This window comes from Corynebacterium sp. MSK195 (genome assembly GCF_030228885.1).
In the GTDB taxonomy this organism is placed as follows: Bacteria; Actinomycetota; Actinomycetes; order Mycobacteriales; family Mycobacteriaceae; genus Corynebacterium.
The window spans coordinates 1-23,281 of record NZ_JASPGT010000016.1 but is presented as its reverse complement, the minus strand read 5'-3'; the positions used below and the strand labels follow the sequence as shown (position 1 = coordinate 23,281).

The window sequence follows — 23,281 nt, the reverse complement described above, 5'->3', positions numbered from 1 at the left end:
GATAGTTCAACGTAGAAACCTTTAACTAGCATCAAATTCCCACGAATAATATCTAGCTAAAGTTAAGGGGAAGTGAACGCGACGCTAAACTCGCATGCACAATCGTGGATTGGCGGGTAGACCTTTGCGGTCACCACTCAGCACTCTTCAGGCCAATTGGGGCCTTGGTGCGCCGCGGCGGTATCCGGTTGGTGGCCGGAAGATTCCGCAGAAATGCTCGCGGTAAAAAGCGCGGCCAGCGCCACTGCTGAAGCCGCCGCCGAATCCCTGCGCTTGTTATTTTCCACACATTTAAACTAGCGCGTATTGCGCGCCATGAAAAGTGTTAGTCCAATGCGGGGCTAACGCCACCCCTCACTCGTGGTTGGCGGCGCGCGCCAAAGCTTCGCGGTAGGCTAGTGGGGAACTTTTACTCGTACTGGAATAAGGGGACACGCTAAGCAATGATCCAATTCGTCTTCGGCGCCGCAGCAGGATACGTTTTTGGCACTAAGGCTGGCCGCAAGCGCTACCACCAGATCAAGGGCGCCTACGAAAAGGCCGTCAACTCCCCCGTGACCAAGTCCGCCGTCACTTCTGCACGCAAGGCGGTGGCCAACCGCTTGGACCCAGAACCGCGCATGCGCGAGGTTCGCGATTTGTCTTCCAAACGCAAGGGCAAGGGCCGGCTGCGCGGATCGCAGGTGGATAATGCGGACCGCATTTATGAGCCTGATGAAGACTAGGTCGGTTGCAGGTTAGCCTGTAAGCCTCCTCCCCTCCCCGCGGCGCGCACTTTATTTGAGCTCGTGCCGAGGGGAGATTTTTATGCCTGGGGAGGCGTGCCGCGGAAGGCGCGGTCATTAAGCTCGCGGCGGGCTTGCTCAAGGGCAACGAGGTCGGCGAAGAGCGAGTTATAGCTGGCCTCATCATCGGAGGGGCGCATGCGGCCGAGGCGGGCCTTGAGCTGGGCGATCTGATCGCCCACTACGGTTTCTTGCAGGCGGGAAAGGACGGAGTCGGCGTATTTTTCGGGGCCGACGTCGGTAGGCAAAATTGCTTCTACGGCTAGCTCGGAGACAAAGTTGCGGCCGGTGAGATCCTGCATCTCGCCGGCAACGGCGGCAATCCATTCCACGGCCGGCATGGACGCGCCGTGGGCGGCGCCGCCGGCGGTGGAAATTGCCTGGCGGACGAGGCGGTAGGCGTCGTTAGTATAGGCGTCGGCAGTAATGCCATCGAAGTACGAGCCTGCTACCTGCGGCATCTGCAAGGCCAGTTTGAGGGCCTCGCGCTGTGGCCACAGGTGGGTTTCTTTGGGGCTCGGCGGATGGATCATCGGCACATCCTGCTGCGCCGGCTGCTGCTTCGCGTTATCGAAGCGGCGGATGGTGGGTTTTTCGGCCTTCTTGGGCTTGCGCGCCTCCGCGCGGACCTGCTGGAGGACCTCCTCCGGGTTGGCCCAACCCACCCAACCGGCAAGGCGGCGGGCATACTCGCGCTGCAGGGGCTGATCGCGGATCTGCGCCACCACGGGGACCGCACGGCGCAGGGCTTGCAGGCGCCCCTCCGCAGTATCGATGCGGTACTCCGCGATGACGGATTGAATGACGAACTCGAACATGGGGATGCGGTCCGCGATGAGCTCGCGCACGGCGGCATCGCCCTTCTGCAGGCGCAGATCGCACGGGTCCATGCCGTCTGGCGCGACGGAGACAAAGGACTGTCCGGTGAATTTCTGCTCGCCATCAAAAGCGCGCATGGCGGCCTTCTGCCCTGCCTCATCACCGTCGAAGGTATAGATGAGCTCGCCGTTGAAGTAGGAATCATCCAGCATGAGCCGGCGCAGCACCTGGAGGTGCTCGCCGCCAAAGGCGGTACCACACGATGCCACTGCAGTTTTCACACCGGCCGCATACATGGCCATGACATCCGTATAGCCCTCTACCACCACTGCCTGGTGGTTATCGGCAATATTGCGCTTGGCCAGATCGAGTCCGAAGAGCACCTTGGACTTGTGATAGAGCATGGTGTCCGGGGTGTTCATGTATTTGCCGAGCTTGTCGTCATCGAAAAGCTTACGGGCGCCAAAGCCAATAACGTTGCCGGAAAGGTCCTTGATGGGCCACAGCAGGCGGCGGTGAAAGCGGTCAATGGGACCACGCTTGCCCATCTTGGAAATACCGGCCGCATCCAACTCCTCGAAGGAAAAGCCCAGGCGCAGCAGGTGCTTGGTGGCGGTATCCCAACCCTCTGGCGCATAGCCGCACTCAAAGTCATAGATGACCTCGCGGGAAAAGCCGCGATCCAGCAGAAAATCGCGCGCGGTGGCAGCCTGCGGTGTCTCCAATTGCTGACGGTAGAACTCGTGCGCCGCCTTATTCGCGGCGATGAGGCGCTGGCGCGTGCCGGGCTTCTCATTACGCGCACCCGTGGAACCGCCCTGGTAGTTGATGTGATAGCCAATCTTCTGCGCTACCGCTTCCACCGCTTCCGGGAAGGAGACCTGCTCCATTTCCATCAGGAAGCTAAAGACATCGCCGCCCTTGCCGGTGGAAAAGCAGTGATAGTAACCGCGCTGCGGGCGCACGTGGAAGGACGGGGTCTTTTCATCCTTGAAGGGGCTCAGGCCCTTGAGCGAATCGTGTCCGGCGGGCTTGAGCTGAACGTACTCGCCCACGATCTCTTCTAAAGGCGCGCGTTCACGGATAGCTTGGATGTCGCTGTCCGGAATTCTGCCTTTTGCCATGCGTACAGACTACCCCGCGCGCGGCGGGAATGTTCAAATGGCTAGGCCAGGATGGTGTGGTGCCTGTGGGTTCACGGTTGGGGCGGAAATTACCCTCTGATGGGGTGTATTCCGCCTGCCTTTACCTACCCCCGTGCCGGGGGAATTTTTGGCCTCGTTGAGAGCGCCGGCCGATTTCGGTATTTGTCGCTGCACCTGCAAGAATAAGGGTATGCCCAAGTCCCAAGCGTCTAAGAAATCGCTCCCAGTAGCCCTCGGCGGCCTTGCGCTTGCCGTCGTTGCAGGCTACTTCGGCTTCGACCTCGGCGGCGATGGTGATTCCTCTGCTTCTTCCGCCTCCTCTCCGTCCGAGTCCGCAGGAGGCGCTAAGGCTGGCGACGCCGATACCTGCGAGATGTCCTCCCTCCCCGCCGAGGCGAAGGACACCGCGGACGATATCTTGGCCGGTGGCCCCTACGATTATCCCGATAATGACAACGCCCGCTTTGGCAACTACGAGGGACGCCTGCCGCAGCAAGACAAGAATTACTACCGCGAATACACGGTAGAAACCCCGGGCAGCAAGAACCGCGGCGCCCGCCGCATCATCACCGGCGGCGGCAGCGAGACCGACCCGGACGTGTGGTACTACACCGATGACCACTATGAAAGCTTCTGTTCTATCCCAGACGCGGAGGAGTAATCATGCAACGCATCCTCATTACTGAACACATCCGCACCCGCGCGGACTTCTTCAACGCGCTAGGCCGCACCCGCGGCTGCGAGGACTGCGGCCCCCGCAACCTCGATGACCTCGCGGATTTCCTACGCGAGCAGCGCACCAGCGTCATCATTGCCTCCAATATGGATATCGCGGACGCGGAGTTGGAGGGTGTTGCCACCGTTTTGGAGGATCAGGGCGTGAAGTTGGTGCGCTAGCGACTCGGGCCCCTGGACTGGGGCTGGGGCGTTAGGTCCATAGATATCAGGCCGAATTGAGGGTTGTGAGCTCTCAATTCGGCCTTTTCGCGCTCAGATCGGCCCGATGAGTTTCGACCTAACTCTAGCGATGCTGGGTGGGCCAGATTTAGCTGAGGAACCCTGACAGCTCCGCACTCCGCCGGGCCAAACGCTCCAGGCGGGACTCGGTCATGGAGGCGATCTGGTCGATGATGGCGCGGTCGCGGGCGGCGTCGGTATCGGCCTGCTCCCACCACAGCCGGAAGGTGGCATCGAGGGAGCCAGGGGCGCCGGCTACGAGGTAGTCGTAGACGCGGTAGATGCGCTCGCGCTGGCGGTCCTGGCGTGCGAGGTGGGCGGGCTCGTCCATGACGTAGAGGACGGCGATGGTTTTGAGCAGCTTGACCTCGGCTTCGGCTTGCTTGGGTACAACGAGGTCGCCGTGCATGCGGCCAAGGCTATTGGAGGCGATGAGATCGGCGTTGGCCTCGCTGGTGGCGCCAACGGTTGCGCCCACATAGCGGCCGACGAGCTCCGAGGTCATCTTCTTCAGGTTGGCGTAGTCGCGCAAGGAATAGTCAAAGTCACCGATGGCGTTGATGACGCTTAAGTTGCGCAGGCTGGCGGCGGCCTCCAAGAGCTCGTCGGCGGTGCCGCCGAAGGCCTTGGCGCCCTTTTCTGCTAGTTGAGCCAGCTCCACCAAGTCCCAGAGCACGTTCAAAGAGATGCGCCGGGAGATGATGCCATCTTCCACATCGTGCACGGAGTAGGCGATGTCATCAGACCAGTCCATGACTTGGGCTTCGATGCACTTGCGGTTGTCGGTATGGCCTTCGCGCAGCCAGTCCAAAAGGTGCGCATCCTCATCATAGGCGCCGTACTTGCGGTTGGTGGTGCCATCCGGGTTGGTCTTGGTCCACGGGTATTTGCAGGCGCCGTCGAGGGCCGCGCGGGTGAGGTTGAGGCCAAAGCTTTGGGGTTCGCCGCGGGCATCGTCCACGATGACTTTGGGCTCCAAGCGGGTGAGGATACGCAGGGTTTGGGCGTTGCCCTCGAAGCCGTTGAGAGCCACCTCATTGAGCGCATTCTCGCCGTTGTGGCCATAGGGCGGGTGGCCGATGTCATGGGTCAGGCCGGCCATATCGCAGAGATCGGGATCGAGGCCGAGCCCGGAGCCGATGCTGCGCGCGATTTGGCCGACCTCCAGGGAGTGGGTCAGCCGGGTGCGTGGGGTATCGCCGTCGCGGGGGCCGACGACCTGCGTTTTATCCGCTAGTCGGCGCAGCGCCGCCGAGTGCAGCACGCGGGCACGATCGCGGGCAAAGACCCCACGGTGTTCCTCCACGGGGTGGAAGGCTGAGCCCTTCGGCTTTTCATCGGCCAGTCGGGCAAAGTCGGCGGCGGAATAAGAATAGGTCACGGCGCCAAGTTTATTCCGCGAACAGGCCTTTTGGGTGAGCAACGTGGCTTAAGCGCGGTGGTCTTCCCGCTGGATCGTCTGATGCCGCAGCTTCTGATTGGGCCGCAGCACTTGCTCCACGCGGTAGAAACCATTGCGCAGCGCCGCAGCGCCGCGCGGCGGTAAGAGGCCGGCCACCAGCGCGTAGGCTACGCCACCGGTTTCGTGGGCGAGGTAGCGCCACCAGGGCTTAGAAAAGCGCGCGGCCGGGTAGTACGGCGTGCCGGAGACTGTGGCCGTGATGCCCTCTTGGCGGGCGATGAGTGCGGTGCGCAGGCGGTGGAGGGGATCGGTGATAATGGTGGCTTCGGAAAGCGCGAAGGCTTCCTTGACCGCGCTGAGGGAGCTGCGGGTATCCATGCCCTCCTCCACCGCGTGCACGGTCAGGTGCGGGAAGTGCTCGCGCAGGTAGGTGCGGCCGACGCCGGCCTCCGTAAACCTATCCCCGGGCAGCTTGCCGCCCACGGTAATGACCTCCAACCCCTCGGCCGTGGCGAGCTCACCGGCGTGGCGCAGGCGGCCGGCCAGGATGCGGGAGGGGCGGCCATCGTATTGGGCGGTTCCTAAAACGATTGCGTACTTCACTGCCCCACTACACTACCTGCCGGAGGGCTAAGTTAAGCCGGTAAAGTGGTGGGCATGAATTTGAGTGCACGTTTGGGCCGCGCGGCCATTGCCGCTTTCATTTTAGGCTGCACCTCCGTCGGTGCGGGGTCTGCCTTCGCCGCCGAGACCACCACGGTGGCGCAGGGCACTGCCACCCTTCAGAGCAAGGTCACCGATGAGGCCGGCGTGCTCAGCGCGGAGGAAAAGAGCCAGCTGGAGCAGAAGATTACCCAGCTGCAAAAGGACGAGCACTTGACGCTCTTTGTCTATATCACCGATGAGCTGGGCACAGATCCGGAGAGTTTTGCCGGCCAGGCGGTCAAGGACAAGGGGCCGAATTCCGCGGTCTATGCGCTATCCATCAATGACCGAAAGATGGGCGTACAGACCGGCAAGGATTGGCCGCAGGGCCGGCTGGACCAGATGTATGACGCCGCCTATGACAAGCTGGCCAGCGATGAATACGGTGCTTCGGCCGTCGCGCTTGCCGACGCCGCCCTGGGCAACTCCGCTTCCACTAACTCCGCCTCCGATTCCTCCGGCCTAGCGTGGCTGGGCGGTGGCGCGGCCGCCATCGTCGCCGCCGGTGGCGGAATCATGTACTACTCGCGCCGCAGTACCAAGAAGAATAACGCGCAGACGCTGGAGTCCGCCCGCGAGATTTCCCCGGGTGACACCGACCAGTTGAATCGCCTGCCGCTGGAGACTTTGGACCAGCTGGCCCAGGAGGAGTTGGTCTCTACCGATGAGTCCATTCGCCGCGGCAAGGAGGAGCTTAATATCGCGCTTTCTGAGTTCGGCCCCGAGCGCGTTCGCCCCTTTACCAAGGCGATGAACCACTCCACCTCTACCCTGCAAAAGGCCTTCCACCTGCGCCAGCGCCTAGATGATGCCGTGCCGGAGTCCCCGGCCGAGCGACGCCAGATGTTGGTAGAAATCGTCTCCTCCTGTGGCCAGGCCGATGACGCCCTCGATGCGCAGGCAGAGGAGTTTGCCAAGATGCGCGACTTGCTCATCCACTCCGATGAAAAGCTGGATGAGCTCACCCAGCGCACCGTGGGCCTGCGCGCCCGCCTGCCGGAGGCCGAGTCCACGCTGGTCGGCCTGAAGTCCAACTATGACGAGAACGTGCTCTCCTCCATTGCCGATAACCCCGAGCTTGCCGCCGCTTCCCTCGATGAGGCCGAAAAGCTGCTAGACAAGGCCCGCGGGGTCCAGGCCCAGCCGGCCGGCCAGCAGGGCCCGCTGGTGGGACTTATTCGCGATATCGAGCACGCCTGCGAGATGACGGATCGCCTCATTTCCGCCGTGGAAAACGCCGAGGAGAATATCGCCACCGCCCGCGGCAACCTCGAGGCGCTTATCGACGAGGTCGAGGGGGAAATCAACGAGGCCCGCGAGCTCGAGCGCCAAGGAAAGGCCCAGGGAACCGCCGCGGATTGGGACAAGCTCGAGGATCTGCTCGGCCGCGCCGGCACCGCCGTAGACGAGGCCAAGGCCCACGGCCAGCAGGACCCGCTGGGCCAGCACACCGCGCTGACCTCCATCGATACCGAGCTGGATGAGGCGCTCGACCGCGTGCGCGAAAAGACCTCCACGCACGCGCGCCAGCTAGACCTCTTCCGCCAGCAGATTTCCGTAGCGGAATCCAATATCCAGGCCGCAGAAGACCTCATTTCCTCCCGCGGTCGAATCATCGGCTCGGGTGCGCGCACCGCGCTTGCCGACGCCAAACGTCTCCACGCCCAAGCCCTCCACACCGAGCGCAGCGATATCCGTGCCGCGCTGCAGTCCTCCCGCGAGGCGGTGGCCGCTGCCCAAGCGGCGTTGCAGCGCGCCAAGGATGACATGGACGAGCACCGCCGCCGCCAGCAGCGCCAACAGATGGGCAATGCCGCCAATAACATCGTCACCGGCGTGGTCATCGGCCAGATGCTCGGCGGCGGCCGCGGCTTCGGCGGTGGTTTCGGAGGCGGCGGCTTCGGTGGAGGCAGCTTCGGCGGCGGAGACTTCGGCGGCGGTGGCGGCGGAGGCGGCTTCCGCGGCGGCTCCTTCTAGCCCTCCCCAGCCCGCCTAGCAGGTCTCACGGCCCGGCAGGCCTCCAGCCCGACAGGCCGGCAGGCCGGCTCTAGGCTCACGCAGGTAGCTCGGCTCCCCGGCGCTGGGCTAGGTGCGGAGGGTGCGCGGGGTGGCGTCGAGAAGCGCGCAGGCGTAGCTGAAGAAGATGGCGTCGAGCTCAGGCAGCTCGCCCACGCTCACGCGCAGTCCGTCGCCGGCCGGTGCGGTGCTGGCAACCTCGGTGCCCGTGCCGCGGGCCACGATGCGGCGCTCGCGGCGGAAGGGATTGCGGCGCTCCAGCAGGTACTCGCGGTCGGCGCAGGTCGCGCGCAGGCGGGTGACGGTAATCCCGGCCTGGGTGACCGAGAAATCTTCGCCCGCCTCGGTCTGCGCGCGCAGGAAGAACCGCGGGGAGGAGGAATCCAGCGAGGATTCCACAGAGAGGCGCTCGCCGGCCGCGGTCACAAGCACGCCGTCGCGCACGGAGGCAAGCTCGTACCCCTCGGCGTTGGTGAGCGCGCTCGCGCGCCAGGTCCACTGCGCAGTCATTAGAAGATAAATAGCGCGGCGAGGGCAACGATGGACGCTAGGACCAAGGTGATGATCCAGGCCCAGGCTTTGCCTTGGGTGGTGGCATCCAAGATGACGAGGGTAAACCAGCTAAGACCGGCGATTTCCGCGGTGGTCAGGCCCTCGGCATCGTGCTCGAATTCCAGGATGGCCTTGCGCACGCCAGAATTGCGGGCAGAGAACTGGCCTACCTTTTCATCATCGACGTCATCGATGATCCAGTCGCCGCTGTTTTCGTTGATGAAGGTGAAGGTACGGCCGTTGAGCGATGCCTCCAGGCGCTTATCGCGGCCGGGGCGGCCGGCGAGGCGGTAAATGGAGCCGTCGGCAAGCGTGGCAGAAGCGCCAAGGTCACTGACCTCGGTGCGCCAGAAGTGGCCGTCCACCTCCGCGGAATGCTCCGAGAATACGCCCAGCTGCTCTGGGCCTTCCTCGGCCAAGAGCACGGGCTTTGCGCGGTCGGAGCGATCCCAGCTGGTGTAATGCATTACTAGCACCCAATCAGGCGAGCGGCGAGGTAAGCCTCGAGGTCATCGAGCTTCACGCGCTCCTGCTCCATGGTGTCGCGCTCGCGCACAGTCACGGCATCGTCCTCGAGGGTATCGAAGTCGAAGGTGACGCAGAACGGGGTGCCGATCTCATCCTGGCGGCGGTAGCGGCGGCCGATGGCGCCGGAGACGTCAAAGTCCACGTTCCAGTGGGCGCGCAGCTTATCGGCCAGCTTGCGGGCCGGCTCGGAGAGCTCTTCCTTCTTGGACAGCGGCAGTACGGCCACCTTGATCGGTGCCAGGCGGCGGTCCAGGCGCAGGACCACGCGCTTATCGGTGCCACCCTTGGCGTTCGGAGCCTCTTCCTCGTCGTAGGCATCCACCAGGAAGGCCATCATGGAACGGCCCAGGCCAGCGGCCGGCTCGATAACGTACGGGATCCAGCGCTCCTCGTTGGCCTGGTCATAGTAGGACAGGTCCTCGCCCGAGCCCTTGGCGTGAACGGACAGGTCATAATCCGTGCGGTTGGCCACGCCTTCCAGCTCGCCCCACTTGGAGCCCTTGAAGCCAAAGGCGTACTCCACGTCCACGGTGCGCTTGGAGTAGTGGGAAAGCTTTTCCTTCGGGTGCTCGTATAGGCGCAGGTTTTCTTCCTTGATGCCCAGGTCCACGTACCAGTTGTAGCGGTCATCAATCCAGTACTGGTGCCACTCTTCATCCTCGCCCGGCTTGACGAAGAACTCCATCTCCATCTGCTCGAACTCGCGGGTGCGGAAGATGAAGTTGCCCGGGGTGATCTCGTTACGGAAGGACTTACCAATGTTCGCGATGCCAAACGGCGGCTTCATGCGCGAAGAGGTCATCACGTTCTTGAAGTTGACGAAGATGCCCTGTGCGGTCTCCGGGCGCAGGTAGTGCAGGCCCTGCTCATCGTCCACCGGGCCGAGGAAAGTCTTGAGCAGGCCGGAGAAGGCCTTCGGCTCGGTCCAGTCGCCCGGCTGGCCGGTTTCTGGGTCATTGATGTCTGCCAGGCCGTTTTCCGGCTCATGGCCGTGCTTTTCCTCGTAGGCCTCGATCAGGTGGTCCGCACGGTAGCGCTTGCCGGTGTGGCGGGATTCCACCAGCGGGTCAGAGAAAACCTCGACGTGGCCGGACGATACCCAGACCTGGCGCGGCTGGATGACGGAGGTATCCACGCCCACGACGTCTGCGCGGGACTGCACCATGTGGCGCCACCACTGGCGCTTGATGTTTTCCTTGAGCTCTACACCAAGAGGGCCGTAATCCCACGCGGAGCGGGAACCGCCGTAAATTTCACCTGCCTGGTAGACCAAGCCGCGGCGCTTACACAGGTTTACAACGGTATCGATGACGGATGCCATTAGTTTTCGGACTCCTCTGGTAGGGGACAGTCTTGACAATCTCGTTCAGTCTAACCCGAAGCGCTTCCCTGCGGTGGGATTGGGGCATGAATTTAATTTGAAATATATACGAGCTGTTGAACACATCGGGTAATATACAGAGTACCCGACAGGTAATAGATATTGAATTGAAGGTGACACCCCCCTATGACGACCACTGACACGGCCCTTATTAATTCTGCGGCCGCCGGCGTGATCGCTGCCCTCGATTCGCCCCTACGCATCGCAATCATTTCCCGCTTAGCCGAGCGCGATCACTTTGTCCACGAGCTGGTCAAGGCCACCGGCAAGTCCCAACCCCTTATCAGCCAGCACCTGCGCGTGCTCAAGCAGGCGGGCATCGTAGACTCCGAGCGTAGCGGCCGCGAGGTAACCTACTCGCTCATTGCGCCACGGGTTTTGGACCTGCTTGCCGACGCCGCCAAGATCGCCTCCTAACCCCTCCCCGCCTGCATATAAAGCCGCCATGCTATGCGGTTATTGAAAAAGAATTGATAACATTGTGGTCATGGCTTTACACGACAGTATTCCCAAACTAGGCGCGCGCAATACCAAGCAGCGCACCGCAGTCGTTGAGGTACTGCGGGAAATGGAGAAATTCGCCTCCGCCAAGGAGATCTACCACGAGCTCCAAGAGCGTGAGGAAAAGGTGGGCCTGACCACCGTGTACCGCACCCTGCAGTCCCTGACCGATATCGATGCAGTGGACGCCCTCCACATGCCCAATGGCGAAACCCTGTACCGCCATTGCGATACCGATGCCCACCACCACCATTTGGTATGCACCAAGTGCGGTCGCACCGAGGAAATCGATGGCGGCCCCATTGAAAAGTGGGCTACCTCCGTAGCCAAGGAATACGGCTTCGAGCTCACCGGTCACGATGCCGAAGTTTTTGGCATCTGCAGCGACTGCGCCGCTTCCGCTTAAAGACGCTCGCGCTTCCTCGTGAAGCCACCCCTCCCCTAACCTCAGACCCCAACCTCCGGAGCCTGAGGTCTTTATTTTGCGGCGCACACTGCGACCATATTTCACGCCAAGACTATAGCGCTGAGATTGCAATCAACTGCACGGTCAGATTATTGACAAGGTGCAAAATAAAACCTGCACGCAGAGAATTGTGGAAGCGAGTTACTAACGCACACCCCATCCCCAGGAAAGTCGCATACACAATGACCGGTGGAGCAATATGGGCGAAGCCAAATAGCAGCGAGCTAAGAAGCACACTCGCAAACGCTGGAACACTGAAGCGTCCTGGGTTTAGTTCCTACCTCAGCTAAGGAAGGATTGAACTATGCCTAGAAAGTATTCCGTCGAGTTCAAGGAGAAGGCGGTCCATCAGATCATCGAAATGGTCCGCCTGGAGTCCTGCTCACTGCAACGCGCCTACACGGAGGTCGGTGAGCTGCTTGGAGTATCTCACCACACGTTGCGGGCTTGGTACCGTGACAGCGCTTCAGCACGTGATGACTCTGACGCGTCTGGCGGCGAAACAATGGAAGAAGAACTCAAGCGTTTGCGCCGCGAAAACCGTGAGCTGAAGCGAGCAAACGGGATTCTTAAGACTGCTTCGGCTTTTTTCGCAGCGGAACTCGACCGACCCACGACCAAATGATCTCTTACATCGACGCGTATAAGGATCAGTTTGGGGTCGAGGCCATCTGCCGAGTCCTTAAACAAGCAGATCGTGGATTCATCACCTCACGCGGCTACCGCAAAGCCACCACACGCGTTCCCAGCGCAAGGACCTTAAGCGATAGCCTTCTCATCCCAGAGATACAACGTGTGCATGCGCAGAATTTCTCGGTTTACGGCATCCGCAAAATGTGGCACGCGATGAACCGTGAAGGCTTTCATATCGGCCGCGACAAGACTGCACGACTGATGAAGCTAGCTGGTGTTTCCGGCCGCAGACGTGGACGAACCCCCGTGACAACGACTAGCCCGAAGAAACCGGATCATCGCCCAGACCTAGTGCAGCGAAACTTTCGAGCACAAGCACCAGGAAGGTTGTGGGTTGCCGACATTACCTACGTTCGCACCCTGTCAGGATTCGCCTACACCGCGTTTGTCGTGGATGTCTACAGTCGAAAGATTGTTGGTGTTGCTACACGCTCAACGATGCGTACCGATGCGCTGCCCATGGAGGCCTTGGAGCATGCGTTAACGACTGCAGGGAGAATCCATGGAAACCAGCTGATTCACCACAGTGATCGGGGCAGCCAGTACGTGTCACTGAAGTATTCCACCGCTCTCGCGGAAGCAGGAATACGCCCGAGTGTGGGGACAGTCGGCGATTCTTATGACAATGCACTAGCCGAAACAGTCAATGGTCTCTACAAGGCGGAACTGATTCATGCCCAAGGCCCGTGGACATCGGTCGGAGAAGTCGAACTGGCCACCTTGCGGTGGGTGCATTGGTGGAACACTAAGCGGCTTCACGAAGCATTGGACTACGCCACCCCACAAGAAGTAGAAACCGAGTACTATTTCACCCAGCCCATCAACACAGGGCCGTAAAAGAAGCGGAACTAAACCCAGGACGCTTCAAACCGTTATGAGTGGATCGCCGACTGAGGCTGCGGCACGCGCCCATGTCGTTGAAATGATCCTTGACCGAGTGCTTCCCGGGTGGAAACAAGGACTCCCGGTCCAGGACAAGGAGTATAGCTGGCTGAGGGGTCAAGCGGCCCGGGCCAAGACAGCGCTTGAACGTCGGTCTGAACTCGCTGAAAAGCTCGGAGAGAATACGCCAGACTTAGATGCAGCCAATCTGCATCCGTGGGCGTGGGAAAATGGCAAGGGTTACTGGAATCACGGACACTACCATCAAGCCGTGATGCAGGCTGCCATCCTCGTCAATGCAGAGACCCAAGCGAAACTGAACCGCCTAGACGTATCTGAAATAGCACTTTTCAACGAGGCGTTTTCACTCCATGATCCGAAGCGTAATGCGCCGCGCCTTCGGCTTATGGAAAATGATGGCAGTAAGACGTTTGAGAACCTGCATCGGGGCGCCCGCGCCTTTGCAGAGGGCTTGTACGCGGCTATCCGCAATCCCGGGATGCATGTTCCACACGACGGTGGTGAGGAGCAAGTCGCGTTGGAGTAGCTCGCGGCTTTCAGTCTATTGGCTCGCTGGGTTGATAAGGCTACCGTCCTGGAGGGGTGACAACATCGGTTTACGGGATAGAAGTCCGCTTGAGCGAAGGATGTGGGGAGCACGAACGCCTGTGATGGAGGTGCCGGGTGCTCAGTCAGCAAGGCCGTCCAGGACCATCGCCGTAGTTTTGTGCAAGGTTAACGCCAGCGACTGGGCTGGGTCCAAGAATGAATCTCGCACCCGTTAAACTGCGCCGACACTCTGTGGAGTTCAAATTAAACGTGTAACGCGAGGCGTTGATGGCGCTTCGCGTTATTGGGGGGGTAGGTTGAAGCGCGGTCTGTTCGTTCGCCGACGCGGCCGCCGCCGGATGCTCGGCGGCGATTCCGGCCCGAACCTCGGGGACATCCCCCCATCTTCGATAGCTTTAGTAAGCACGACCACGACCATCTGATCTGGTGCGCTGGTTTTCGTTCAGCTCTCGGTCTATTCCGCCACCTCATGCGCGGCCGCGAAATCGTGGTGAAGAATCTGCATCTAGTCGGTTACGGCAACTGGAACGGCGAGAGCTCGGCAACGCTGATGAGGGTGGGGTCCTTTGTCAAACACACTGCCCAGGTAGTCGCGGGCTGTGTCGATGAGACTCGGCAGCACTCCGAATGGATGTCCGCGGTATCAAGGCCGCTGAACTATTCAAGTTGCGGGACAAAAAGAGTCTCGCAGTGACGCTTGGTCCCTGAGCAAGTTCGATCCTTCCACGATCTGCGCTGGAGACGCGGAGCGCTCGGGGGCTCTTGACCGGCTGGGGCACGTGCCGGGTGGTGGTTCGCCCACAGCCCCCGTGCCCACACGCACCGAGAACGGACAAGCCACCGGGTACGATCCCGATTCCACGGAGACGGACCGTGAACTCGAATGACGTTCCTGGCCCAAGGTGTGTCCGCTCGGCGTGTGGTTTAACCCTTATGAGACTTGCCGGTCACAGCCTCAGCGCTTCGCTTGCGCAGCCCGCAGGCCGTTCAAGATCACGATCACTTCGGCGACCTCGTGAACCAACACGACGGCGGCCAGACCCAGCACGCCGCTGATCGCCAGTGGCATCAACACGATGATGATGGCCAGAGACAGCACGATGTTCTGGTTGATGATCCGGCTTCCTCGGCGGGCGTGCTGCAGCGCCTTCGGGATTAGCCGGAGGTCGTGGCCGGTGAAGGCGACGTCAGCAGACTCGATCGCGGCGTCAGAGCCGGTCGCTCCCATCGCTATGCCCACCGTCGCCCCCGCCAGTGCCGGCGCGTCGTTGATGCCGTCGCCGATCATCGCCGTCGGCGTCTTGGAGGAGAATTCAGCGACGATGCTTGCCTTGTCCTCAGGGCGCAGCTCGGCGCGCACGTCGTCGATTCCGGCGATTCCAGCCAGCGCCCGGGCGGTGCGAGTGTTGTCGCCGGTGAGCATGCTTACTTCCACGTCGTTGGCGTGCAGGGCCTGCACGGCTTCGGGCACCTCGGGCCGCAACTCGTCACGGACCCCGATCGCCCCGGCGAGAGCGTCATCGACGGTGACCAGGACGCAGGTCTGGCCCTCGGACTCCATGCGCTCAACGTCCTCTTTCAGTGGCCCGGCGTCGATCCATCGGGGGCTGCCCACCAGCACCCGTCGGCCTTCGACGGTGCCGCCAATGCCATGCCCAGCTTCCTCGCTGATGTCCGAGGCGGTGGGCGCTTCGGGCCCCGCTGCCGCGATCGCTGCGGCGAGGGGGTGTGTCGATTGCTGCTCAACTGCTGCCGCGAAGGAAAGCACCTGCGTCCGATCGAATCCGTCTGCCGGGACCACTCCGGTAACCTCAGGCTGGTTGCGGGTAAGGGTTCCGGTTTTGTCCACTGCCAGGTGACGGATGCCGCCGAGTCGCTCGAACGCCGCGCCGGACTTGATGACCACTCCGAACTGGCTGGCCGCGCCGATCGCGGCCACGACCGTCAGCGGCACGGAGATTGCCAGCGCGCACGGCGACGCTGCGACCAGGACTACCAGTGCACGGGTGATCCACGTCTCAGGGTCGCCCAGCAGCGAGCCGATAACGCCGACCAGCACCGCCAGGATCATCACCCCGGGCACTAGGGGTTGGGCAATCCGGTCGGCGATCCGGGCGCGGTCGCCCTTTTCCGCCTGCGCTTGCTCGACTAGGTCCACGAGTGTGGTCAGCGAGTTGTCCGTTCCAGCTGCGGTCGTCTCGACCTCCAGCACCCCGGCGGAGTTGATCGCTCCCGCAGGCACTTCGTCGCCGGGCGCAACCTCCTCCGGAATGGATTCTCCGGTGATCGCTGAGGTGTCAAGGCTGGAGCGCCCGGACCGAATGATGCCGTCCGTGGCGATCCGCTCCCCGGGGCGCACGAGCATTAGCTCGCCAACCTCGAGGTCCTTCGCTGCGACCTCAGCCGCTGTGCCGTCGCGCAGCACCGTCGCGGTCTGCGGTACCAGCTTCAACAGTGCCCGCAGTCCGCCTTGGGCCCGATCCATCGCCTTGTCTTCCAGTGCCTCGGCGATCGAGTACAGGAACGCTAGCGCCGCGGCCTCTCCGACGAATCCGAGGATCACCGCGCCGACCGCGCTGATCGTCATTAGCAAGCCAATGCCGAGCTTGCGCTTCGTGACAAGGTTTCGGATCGCTCCAGGCGCGAACGTGTAAGCGCCCAACAGCAGGCCAACCCAATACAGTACCGTCGCGGGCGTCTCCAAGTCGGACCAGTCCAGCGCCAGTCCTGTTATGAGGGCTACGCCGGAGAAGATCGGCAGCAGTAGCTCAGGGTCCTTCCACCATGGCCGATCGAGCTCGTCAATCTCCGTGACGGGTTCGTGTTCGCATCCACATGCTGAACTCATGCGTCCGTTCCTTTCTCGCCGCAGTCGGGCACCGAGCACTCAGTGTCGATACAGGGGGCATTCTCGTCGACGGCCAGCGTCGCGTGGACCAGCGCTTCGAGCGCTGCCGCGAGGTGGGGATCGGCGATTTCGTAGCGGGTCTTGCGGCCCTCCGGCTCAGCGACGACGATGCCACAATCGCGCAGGCAGGATAGGTGATTCGAGACGTTCGAGCGGGTCAGATCCAAGCTTTGCGAGAGCACAGCCGGGTAGCTCGGACCGTCTAGTAGGGTTAGCAGGATTCGGGAGCGCGTCGGATCAGCCATGGCCCGGCCGAGCCGGTTCATGACGTCGAGGCGCGAAGCAATAGTCAGCATATGCTGAACTATACAGTGTGCGGTGAACTATTTAAAATGGGCTGAACTAACAGTCACGCGAAAGTCCTGCGACCTGCAAGAATTAGTCGATGGGATAGCCGATGACTGGTCCTTCACGGTTCGGCTGCCAACAACGAGGGGGCGACGTGGGCGGCGAAGCCATAGCCTTCAAGCTACATCGCAGGAAAATTCCATTTCACGGTCGGTATGGGCCTTTTGCAGTTGGTTAATTCGAAATTCGTTCACCATCTCCTTAGCCACCCGCACGATTAACGCGGTGTTTCGCCATCTTCGCGCGAGACGAGTAGTTCCTTTAAGTGCGCATCGATGTCATCGAGCTTTTTAATAACGGCAACGGCGAAAACGATACTAATGACTAAAGCGATAATGCTGAGCATCAATGCCTTCCTTTACTCTGGCGCCCCATTACAGTGGACCTGGTTCCTTGCGAGGCGATTAAATCATGGTTCTGGCCCAGCGGATAGGGAGCAACGGTGAGGCCAAGGGGGACGTCGGCAAGCAAAAGCGCCGCGCCCCAGAAAAGGGAAACGCGGCGCTACAGCCATCCGGCGGGAGGGTGCTTAGTGGTCAGCGCCCTGGATGGAGTGCTTGTGATCGCGGACTGCTTCGCCCTCAGCGTAGAGCGGCATATCCTGCTTAGCCTTGTACCACTCGGCGTGGTTTGGCTCGAGCGGGGTACGGCCGGCGATGAGGTCAGCGGCCTTCTCGCCCACCATCATGGTTGGGGCGTAGATATTGCCGTTGGTCACGGACGGGAAGACGGAGGCATCCGCAATGTAGAGGCCCTCAACGCCCCACACGCCCATGGTGTCCGGGTTAACCACGGCCATCGGATCGGACTCCGCGCCCATCTTGGCGGTGCAGGATGGGTGCAGCGCGGTCTCGCCATCGTTGCGGACCCATTCCAAGATCTCTTCATCGGTCTGGACATCCGGGCCCGGGCTGAACTCGCGGGCGCCGACCTCTTCCATGGCCTTGGTATCCAGCAGGGAGCGGGCAACGCGCACGGCCTCAACCCACTCGCGGCGGTCCTGGTCGGTCTTCAGGTAGTTGAAGAGGATGGACGGCTTGTCGTGGATATCGGCGCTCTTGATGTGAACGTGGCCCTTAGTATCGGAGAACATCGGACCCACGTGCCACTGGAAGCCGTGCTTGACGTCCGCCTTCTGGCCGTCGTAACGCACAGCCATCGGCAGGAAGTGGAACATGAGGTTCGGGTAATCCTCGTTCTCATTGGAGCGCACGAAGCCGCCGCCCTCGAAGTGGGAGGTAGCAACCGGGCCCTTGTGGGTCAGCAGCCACTGCAGGCCCATGAACGGCCAGCGCCACTTATCCAGGTAAGGCTGGGAGGAAGCGGTGGACTTGGTGGTCTCATACTGGATGTAGACCTCAAGGTGGTCCTGCAGGTTCTCGCCCACACCCGGCAGGTGCTTGACGACGTCGATTCCGTGCTTCTCCAGAATCTCACGGTCACCAATGCCGGAGATCTCCAGCAGCTGCGGGGTATTGATGGCGCCGGCGGACAGGACGATCTTCTCGGCGTAAACGCGGTGAACGCCACCCTGCCACTCATACTCAACGCCGACGGCCTTCTGGCCCTCGAAGAGGATCTTGGTGGTGAACGCGCGGGTACGGATCTCGAGGTTCTCGCGCTCCATGTTGGGGTACAGGTAAGCGCGGGCAGCGGACCAACGCTTGCCGTTCTTAATATTGCGGTCGAACGGTGCGAAGCCCTCCTGGCGGTAACCGTTGACGTCGTTGGTCAGGTTGTAGCCGGCCTCCTGCACGGACTTGAACAGGGCCTGGAAGAGCTCGGAGGTAGCCGGGCCGCGGGAGAGGTACAGCGGGCCATCGTGACCACGGCGCGGATCGTTCGGCTCGGCCGCAGCGGCGGTCTCCATGCGGTTGAAGTACGGCAGGCAGTGGGCGAAGTCCCAGTTCTCCATGCCCGGGTTCTGGCCCCACTTCTCATAGTCCATCGGGTTACCGCGCTGGTAGATCATGCCGTTGATGGAAGAAGATCCGCCGAGAACCTTGCCGCGGGCATGGTAAACGCGGCGGCCGTTCATCTCCGGCTCCGGATCGGACTCGTACATCCAGTCATAGTTCTTTGCACCAATCGGGAAAGAGAAACCGGATGGCATGTGAATGAACAGATCCCACAGGGAATCTGGGCGGCCAGCCTCAAGGACCAGCACGCGGGTGTTCTTGTCTTCGGTCAGGCGTGCGGCGATGACGGAGCCTGCGGAGCCACCGCCAACGACGACGACGTCGCTTACTTCATCGGTGACCTTTTTAGCGGAACGCTTCTTGGTCAGCTTGTCCATAAAACCCATAAATCCCCTTCTTTCTGTGAAATATTTCACACGTCAAGATTGCCCACCGGAAGTGAAAATATTGTATTTTATACAAAAGTCTGTATTTATTCACATCGCCTTATGTGCGGGCACTATCTCCAGAGTACACATCCCTCTAGAAGTTTGCCCATCTTAATGTATATTTACCTTGTCCGGATGGATGTCTCTGGAGATGAAATCCGAAGTCTTTGCGCATAGTTCGCCCGAATATGATTCATTTCACTCACCTATCTCTCCCTGCGATCTTGTGAGCATTTTGGGAACCCGTGCGAAAGATTCGGCCCAAACCAACCAACAATAGGAGAAGTAGATGGCTAACTTTGACCCTCACGATCCTGAGGAGTCTCACACTTCAAGTAAAGACCCCCAACAAGGGGGTAAAAACACCTCTCTCGCAACCCCCTCTGGGGATACCAAAAAGCGCAGCCCGCGCTACCAAGTTCGCGCCCTCGTCGGCAGCTATAAGGCCGAAACCGGCGACGATGTAGGCGCGGGCGAGGTCCCCGCCCCCAAGACCAACTGGCCGGTATTTATCATCTCCGGCGTCCTCATTATCGCCATGGCGCTCTATGCCGGGCTCGGCCGCGATTCCGCGGCGGAAACCCTGGCTAGCGTCACCGGCTGGATCGGCCACAACCTCGGCTGGTTCTATGTCCTTACCGCCACCATCGCCGTGGTCTTCGTGCTCTATATTGCCTTCTCCAATGCCGGCAATATCCGCTTAGGCCCCGACCACTCGCGGCCGAAATTCAATACCTTCTCCTGGGCGTCCATGCTCTTTGCCGCCGGCATCGGCGTGGACCTCATGTTCTTCGCCGTGGCCGAGCCGGTGACCATGTACATGCAGCCACCGGTGGGTGACGGCGAGACCATGGAAGCCGCCAAGGAAGCCGTGGTCTACGCCATGTTCCACTATGGCCTGACCGGCTGGGCCCTCTATGCCCTCATGGGCATGGCCTTCGGCTACTTTGCCTACCGCCTCAATATGCCGCTGGCTATTCGCTCCGCGCTCTACCCGCTCATTGGCAAGCGCGTCCACGGCCCCATCGGCTCCGCGGTGGACATCGCCGCCATGCTGGGCACCGTCTTCGGCGTGACCGCCTCCCTGGGCATCGGCGTAGTACAGCTGTCCTACGGCTTCCACCTCATCTTCGGCATCGAGCAAGGCCTTGGCCTGCAGTCCGCCCTCATCATCATTGCGGTGGCCATTGCCACGCTGTCGGCCGTATCCGGCGTCGATAAGGGCATTCGCTTCCTCTCCGAGCTCAACGTCTACCTGGCCATCGCGCTGATGGTCTACGTCGTGGTCTTTGGCAAGACCGCCTACCTCTTCGATGCCATCGTGACCAATATCGGTGACTACGTCTCGAAGTTCCCGTCCTGGACCATGGAAACCTTCGCCTTTGCCGAAGACCAGGCCACCGTGGATACCTGGATGCAGTCCTGGACCCTCTTCTTCTGGGCATGGTGGATTGCCTGGGCAACCTTCGTCGGCCTCTTCCTGGCCCGTATCTCCCGCGGCCGCACCCTGCGTCAGTTCATCTTCGGCACCCTGACCTTCCCGTTCCTGTTCATCCTGATGTGGATGTCCTTCTTCGGTAACACCGCCTTGGACATGGTCCGCTCCGGTGACTACCCCGAGTTCGCCGAAAACGCGATCAACGTGCCGGAACAGGGCTTCTACGACATGCTGCACGAGTTCCCAGGCTCCGGCATCGTCATCTTCTTGACCACCTTCATCGGCCTGCTGCTCTACATCACCTCGGCCGACTCCGGCGCGCTGGTGATGTCCAACTTCACCTCCCGCATCACCGATAACCGCCAGGATGGCGCGCGCTGGCTGCGCATCTTCTGGTCCGTCACCGTGGGCGCGCTGACCCTGGCGCTGCTGCAGATCGACGGCATCGCCACCGTGCAGTCCGCGACCGTCGTGATGGGCCTGCCCTTCGCCTTCGTGGTCTACCTCATCATGTTCTCCCTGTGGAAGTCCCTGCGCCTGGAAAACGTCCAGCGCGAGGCCCGCACCACCGCCATGCACGGCGTGATTTCCTCCCGCACCGAGCGCGAGCCTTCGGATTCCAACCTGTGGAAGAACCGCCTCGACCGCGCCAATACCTTCCCCTCCAAGCAGGAGATGGATACCTACCTGCGCGAAACTGCTACCTACGCCCTCGAGCAGGTGGCAACGCACATGCGCACTCGCGGCTACGATGCCCTCTTGCTCACCAGCGAGCTTCCCGACGTCGAACTTCCCCAGCTCGACCTCGAAGTTAAGCTGCACAATGAGCGCATGTTCCGCTACCAGCTCTTCCCAGTCGCGGCCGAGCGCCCCGACTTCAGCACAGGCGAAGGCGATGAGTACTACCGCCTCGAGGTCTACGATATGACCGGTTCGCTGGGCTACGACGTCTACGGCTATTCCGAGAACCAGATCATCAATAACGTGCTGGACCTTTACGAGCGTCACCTGGCCTTCCTTTACATGCAGCAGACCCAGCCGGGCGACTCCGATGTCTCCGATGGCGCCGAGCCCGAGCGCACCTGGCGCGAAGATAGCTAAGCTGGCCAGTACAACTACCTCTATGAGAGAAAGGTTGCTTTTCACTTGAGCACCCAGAACACTTTGTTCGACCCCACCCAGACCGAGCTGCTGAAGGGCGTGCATGCCGACGGCGCCCCGAAGTCCCTGTTCATCAACGGTAAGTGGGAAGCCGCCCAGAGCGGCGAGACCCGCACCATCATCTGCCCGGCCGATGGCTCCACCGTCGGCCTCGTTTCCGAGGCCTCCGACGAGGACACCGAGCGCGCCATCAAGGTTGCACGTGAAACCTTCGACAACGGCGAGTGGGCCAATACCCCAGCCGCCGAGCGCGGCAAGCTGGTCATCCGCGTGGCCGATTTCATCCGCGAGCACAAGGAGCTTTTCGCCCAGGCCGAGTCCGCCGATACCGGCAAGCGCTACGAGGAATCCCTGGGCGATATGGATGACATCGCCAACGCCTTCGAGTTCTTCGGCACCCTGGCCCAGCACCAGGCCGGCCGCGTAGTCGACCCGCAGGATCCCAACCTGCGCTCGCGCATCGACGCCGAGCCCGTTGGCGTCTGCGGCCTGATTACCCCGTGGAACTACCCGCTGCTGCAGGTCTCCTGGAAGGTGGGCCCTGCCCTGGCCGCCGGCAATACCTTCGTCCTCAAGCAAGCGGAGCTCACCCCGCACACCGCCATGCTGCTCATGGCCGCCCTCAAGGAATGCGGCCTGCCGGACGGCGTAGGCAACCTCATCACCGGCGCTGGCGCTAACTGCGGCAACCCGCTGTCCCAGCACCCAGACGTGGACATGGTCTCCTTCACCGGCGGCTTGGTCACCGGCAAGATCATCGCTAAGAATGCAGCCGAGACCGTCAAGCGCACCGCGCTCGAGCTCGGTGGCAAGAACCCGAACGTCATCTTCGCCGATGCCGACTTCGACGTCGCCGTGGACAACGCCCTCAATGGCGCCTTCTTCCACTCCGGCCAGGTCTGCTCCGCAGGCTCCCGCATCGTCGTGGAAGAGTCCCTGCACGATAAGTTCGTCGACGCCTTGGTAGAGCGCGCCAATAAGATCAAGATCGGCGGCCCGACCGACGAGAAGGCCGAAACCGGCCCGCTCATCTCCGCCGAGCACCGCGAGAAGGTCGCCGCTTACGTAGACAAGGCACGCGAGCAGGGCGCCAAGATCCTTACCGGCGGCCGCGTTGCCACCAGCGAGGACACCAACGGCCAGCACGGCACCGGCACCACCGACCTGGGCGCCGGCGTCTACTACCTGCCGACCATCATTGATGGCGCTACCCGCGAGATGGATTGCGTGCACGACGAGGCCTTCGGCCCGACCGTGACCATCGAGACCTTCACCACCGAGGAGGAGGCCATCGCCATCGCCAACGACACCGAGTACGGCCTGGCTGGCGCCGTCTACACTTCCGACGCCGGCCGCGCCGAGCGCGTTGCCCGCGCCCTGCGCCACGGCACCATCTGGATCAACGACTTCCACCCGTACCTGCCGCAGGCAGAGTGGGGCGGCTACAAGCAGTCCGGCAACGGTCGCGAGCTTGGCCCCACCGGCTTGGCCGAGTACCAGGAGCACAAGCACGTGTACCAGAACCTCTCCCCTGCCGCGTGGGATCAGTTCGGCCTGCAGTAACTAAGCCAGCCACATAACAGTCAGCCCCTGCGCTCTTTGAACTGGCCCCCGAAAGTTGGACTGGTTTAATTCTAGGCGGTTAGGGCTTCAAGGGTCTGATTTCGATATTGCATC

General features: G+C 61.6%; 22 protein-coding genes. 10 read left to right on the top strand and 12 right to left on the bottom strand.

The features are described 5' to 3' along the window. Positions 1–137: 137 nt before the first annotated feature. Positions 138–287 carry a hypothetical protein gene (locus QP909_RS11075; RefSeq protein WP_250412521.1) on the bottom strand — a complete coding sequence of 50 codons (150 nt, stop codon included), beginning with the start codon at positions 285–287 and terminating at the stop codon, positions 138–140. Between the two features lie 156 nt (positions 288–443). Here QP909_RS11075 and QP909_RS11070 point away from each other — a divergent pair, with 156 nt between their 5' ends. Next, positions 444–725: a hypothetical protein gene (locus QP909_RS11070; RefSeq protein ID WP_005324241.1), complete on the top strand. Its 282-nt coding sequence runs from the start codon at positions 444–446 to the stop codon at positions 723–725. A gap of 80 nt (positions 726–805) precedes the next feature. On the opposite strand, the gene dnaG is transcribed toward QP909_RS11070, so the two are convergent. Next, entirely contained in the window at positions 806–2,728 is a 1,923-nt protein-coding gene (gene dnaG / locus QP909_RS11065) for a DNA primase (RefSeq protein WP_284767258.1), read from the bottom strand. A 211-nt stretch (positions 2,729–2,939) separates the two neighbouring features. Here dnaG and QP909_RS11060 point away from each other — a divergent pair, with 211 nt between their 5' ends. Continuing rightward, positions 2,940–3,410 carry a guanyl-specific ribonuclease gene (locus tag QP909_RS11060; protein ID WP_239278712.1) on the top strand — a complete coding sequence of 157 codons (471 nt, stop codon included), beginning with the start codon at positions 2,940–2,942 and terminating at the stop codon, positions 3,408–3,410. A 2-nt stretch (positions 3,411–3,412) separates the two neighbouring features. Then, entirely contained in the window at positions 3,413–3,646 is a 234-nt protein-coding gene (locus tag QP909_RS11055; protein WP_284767257.1) for a barstar family protein, read from the top strand. A gap of 148 nt (positions 3,647–3,794) precedes the next feature. On the opposite strand, the gene QP909_RS11050 is transcribed toward QP909_RS11055, so the two are convergent. After that, positions 3,795–5,087, bottom strand: coding sequence for a deoxyguanosinetriphosphate triphosphohydrolase (locus QP909_RS11050; protein WP_284767256.1), 1,293 nt, complete (start codon positions 5,085–5,087; stop codon positions 3,795–3,797). Positions 5,088–5,135: 48 nt separating this feature from the next. Further along, entirely contained in the window at positions 5,136–5,711 is a 576-nt protein-coding gene (locus QP909_RS11045; RefSeq protein ID WP_284767255.1) for a YdcF family protein, read from the bottom strand. 54 nt (positions 5,712–5,765) lie between these two features. On the opposite strand from QP909_RS11045, the gene QP909_RS11040 reads away from it, so the two are divergent. Continuing rightward, complete coding sequence (locus QP909_RS11040) at positions 5,766–7,790, top strand: TPM domain-containing protein (protein ID WP_284767254.1); 2,025 nt, start codon at positions 5,766–5,768, stop codon at positions 7,788–7,790. A 108-nt stretch (positions 7,791–7,898) separates the two neighbouring features. Here the strand turns inward: QP909_RS11040 and QP909_RS11035 are convergent, their stop codons facing one another. Genes QP909_RS11035 through QP909_RS11025 form a run of 3 tightly spaced genes read right to left on the bottom strand, consistent with a single transcriptional unit; the run spans position 7,899 to position 10,230 of the window. Further along, positions 7,899–8,339, bottom strand: a complete 441-nt coding sequence (locus QP909_RS11035; RefSeq protein WP_284767253.1) for a hypothetical protein — start codon at positions 8,337–8,339, stop codon at positions 7,899–7,901. Then, positions 8,339–8,848, bottom strand: coding sequence for a hypothetical protein (locus tag QP909_RS11030; protein WP_284767252.1), 510 nt, complete (start codon positions 8,846–8,848; stop codon positions 8,339–8,341). Before QP909_RS11030 ends, QP909_RS11035 begins: the two co-directional genes overlap by 1 nt. 2 nt (positions 8,849–8,850) lie before the next feature. Beyond that, a complete protein-coding gene (locus QP909_RS11025; RefSeq protein ID WP_005324222.1) occupies positions 8,851–10,230 on the bottom strand; it encodes a glycine--tRNA ligase in 1,380 nt (459 codons plus the stop codon). A 186-nt stretch (positions 10,231–10,416) separates the two neighbouring features. On the opposite strand from QP909_RS11025, the gene QP909_RS11020 reads away from it, so the two are divergent. Together QP909_RS11020 and QP909_RS11015 are read left to right on the top strand one after the other, a co-directional pair. Then, entirely contained in the window at positions 10,417–10,707 is a 291-nt protein-coding gene (locus QP909_RS11020; RefSeq protein WP_284767251.1) for an ArsR/SmtB family transcription factor, read from the top strand. Positions 10,708–10,777: 70 nt separating this feature from the next. Continuing rightward, positions 10,778–11,197, top strand: coding sequence for a Fur family transcriptional regulator (locus tag QP909_RS11015; protein WP_005326453.1), 420 nt, complete (start codon positions 10,778–10,780; stop codon positions 11,195–11,197). A 112-nt stretch (positions 11,198–11,309) separates the two neighbouring features. On the opposite strand, the gene QP909_RS11905 is transcribed toward QP909_RS11015, so the two are convergent. Continuing rightward, positions 11,310–11,492, bottom strand: a complete 183-nt coding sequence (locus tag QP909_RS11905; RefSeq protein ID WP_350309226.1) for a CPBP family glutamic-type intramembrane protease — start codon at positions 11,490–11,492, stop codon at positions 11,310–11,312. Between the two features lie 69 nt (positions 11,493–11,561). Between QP909_RS11905 and QP909_RS11010 the strand changes: the two genes are divergently transcribed. Both QP909_RS11010 and QP909_RS11005 read left to right on the top strand, forming a co-directional pair. Continuing rightward, positions 11,562–12,787, top strand: a protein-coding gene (locus QP909_RS11010) for an IS3 family transposase (RefSeq protein ID WP_284767250.1) whose coding sequence is annotated in 2 segments (ribosomal slippage) — positions 11,562–11,841 and positions 11,841–12,787 — 1,227 coding nt in all. Because the reading frame shifts where the segments join, the coding sequence is not laid out codon by codon here. Between the two features lie 37 nt (positions 12,788–12,824). After that, positions 12,825–13,379, top strand: coding sequence for a TIGR02391 family protein (locus QP909_RS11005; RefSeq protein ID WP_284767249.1), 555 nt, complete (start codon positions 12,825–12,827; stop codon positions 13,377–13,379). Positions 13,380–14,357: 978 nt separating this feature from the next. On the opposite strand, the gene QP909_RS11000 is transcribed toward QP909_RS11005, so the two are convergent. From QP909_RS11000 to betA, 4 genes are all read right to left on the bottom strand, one after another. Then, positions 14,358–16,250 (bottom strand): heavy metal translocating P-type ATPase, encoded by a 1,893-nt coding sequence (locus tag QP909_RS11000; RefSeq protein WP_284767248.1) that lies wholly within the window; start codon positions 16,248–16,250, stop codon positions 14,358–14,360. Next, positions 16,247–16,606, bottom strand: a complete 360-nt coding sequence (gene cmtR, locus QP909_RS10995; RefSeq protein ID WP_284767247.1) for a Cd(II)/Pb(II)-sensing metalloregulatory transcriptional regulator CmtR — start codon at positions 16,604–16,606, stop codon at positions 16,247–16,249. The genes QP909_RS11000 and cmtR overlap by 4 nt, the downstream gene beginning before the upstream one ends. 269 nt (positions 16,607–16,875) lie before the next feature. Continuing rightward, complete coding sequence (locus QP909_RS10990; protein WP_284767246.1) at positions 16,876–17,004, bottom strand: chemotaxis protein; 129 nt, start codon at positions 17,002–17,004, stop codon at positions 16,876–16,878. 183 nt (positions 17,005–17,187) lie between these two features. Further along, positions 17,188–18,963, bottom strand: coding sequence for a choline dehydrogenase (gene betA, locus QP909_RS10985; protein WP_284767245.1), 1,776 nt, complete (start codon positions 18,961–18,963; stop codon positions 17,188–17,190). 331 nt (positions 18,964–19,294) lie between these two features. Between betA and betT the strand changes: the two genes are divergently transcribed. Both betT and QP909_RS10975 read left to right on the top strand, forming a co-directional pair. Beyond that, positions 19,295–21,544 carry a choline BCCT transporter BetT gene (gene betT / locus QP909_RS10980; RefSeq protein WP_284767244.1) on the top strand — a complete coding sequence of 750 codons (2,250 nt, stop codon included), beginning with the start codon at positions 19,295–19,297 and terminating at the stop codon, positions 21,542–21,544. A 45-nt stretch (positions 21,545–21,589) separates the two neighbouring features. Beyond that, positions 21,590–23,167 (top strand): aldehyde dehydrogenase family protein, encoded by a 1,578-nt coding sequence (locus QP909_RS10975; protein ID WP_239279110.1) that lies wholly within the window; start codon positions 21,590–21,592, stop codon positions 23,165–23,167. Positions 23,168–23,281 lie beyond the last annotated feature (114 nt).